The sequence below is a fragment of the Moorena sp. SIO4E2 genome (assembly GCF_010671945.1).
GTDB lineage: Bacteria > Cyanobacteriota > Cyanobacteriia > Cyanobacteriales > Coleofasciculaceae > Moorena > Moorena producens.
This window is the reverse complement of sequence record NZ_JAAHIE010001401.1, coordinates 1-1,090: the sequence shown is the minus strand read 5'-3', so window position 1 is coordinate 1,090 and position 1,090 is coordinate 1. Positions and strand designations below refer to the sequence as shown.

The window sequence follows — 1,090 nt, the reverse complement described above, 5'->3', positions numbered from 1 at the left end:
CAATTCAAAATTCTGCACCACCCAATATTTAGTCAGCTGATCCAGAATCAGACCAATAGCAGCAGCAAACCAACACAGGCGGTTTTTTTTCATTAGTCATTAGTCATGATAGCATTTATTGATTGGGTGAGGGACTTACTAGGAGTCGGGAGTCGGGAGTCGGGAGTCGGGAGTCGGGAGTGTCAAAGCCGTTTTACACATCTAGTGATTAGTCTTTTGTTAATTAAACCTTAGCAATTAACAAATTTATTTTGACCAATGACTATCAATAAAACATCAACTGCCGTAGAGCAAATGCCACAACGGTGACAGAACAAATTACCACTAGCTGACTCGGTAAAGGTGAAATGGTATATTTCATGATGGCTTCCATGAGAGGCTCAGCCCCAAGCACTGACCAATTGATGCCGTGGAAAATCATCAAATAGCCGACACCATAGGCATGGATGGTTAGTAAACCACATAGGCAGCTAAATGCCAATGTTTCGACTCGTGGTTGTACGCGAAAGGCTAAAAAACCACACACCCAGGCTCCGGCAATAAAGCCTAGTATGTATCCAAAGCTGGGTTCCTTGATATAGCCAATACCTCCACCTTGAGTAAAGACTGGCAGGTTCAACCCGATCACAACATAGGCAATTTGAGAAAGAGCACCAGCATTTCTGCCTCCTAAACAAGCAGCTAGTAGGACTGCTCCAATCTGATAGGTAACCCCTAAGGATATAGTTTGAACACCTTGAGTTGACCAATCCCAGGGTGGATTGGAGACAAAGAAGGCTTCTAGAAACGTGCCGCCGATTGTCAGCAGCAAACCAATTATGGCCCACAAAATCTCATTGGGAGCAGACACAGTTACATCGATAATCTATTTATTCTGGCTATTTATTCTAAGAGTTATATTCTCCGGGAATCGGAGCTTCACCACCGGTTAGACCCAAAGAGTCCAGCATAGCGTGGTCTTGCTCTGGTGGCTGTCCCAGAGTGGTGAGGTAGTGTCCAATCAGCATAGCATTGATTCCGGATTTTAGCCCTTTTGCCTGCAATTCACCCATCACGGCTTCTCGCCCACCAGCATAGCGCAGGATTTGCT

2 protein-coding genes and 2 pseudogenes are annotated in these 1,090 nt (G+C 45.1%); 1 reads left to right on the top strand and 3 read right to left on the bottom strand.

Annotated elements, in window-relative coordinates; genetic code table 11:
• Positions 1 to 93: pseudogene (locus tag F6K37_RS44010) on the bottom strand (signal peptidase II); the annotation flags it as partial.
• Between the two features lie 12 nt (positions 94 to 105).
• On the opposite strand from F6K37_RS44010, the gene F6K37_RS44005 reads away from it, so the two are divergent.
• On the top strand, positions 106 to 234 hold the full coding sequence (locus F6K37_RS44005; protein ID WP_287257428.1) for a hypothetical protein: 129 nt from the start codon (positions 106 to 108) through the stop codon (positions 232 to 234).
• A 31-nt stretch (positions 235 to 265) separates the two neighbouring features.
• Here F6K37_RS44005 and F6K37_RS44000 read toward each other — a convergent pair whose 3' ends face one another.
• Positions 266 to 850, bottom strand: a complete 585-nt coding sequence (locus tag F6K37_RS44000; RefSeq protein WP_008179727.1) for a biotin transporter BioY — start codon at positions 848 to 850, stop codon at positions 266 to 268.
• Positions 851 to 887: 37 nt separating this feature from the next.
• Positions 888 to 1,090 (bottom strand): annotated as a pseudogene (locus F6K37_RS43995) (biotin synthase BioB); the annotation flags it as partial.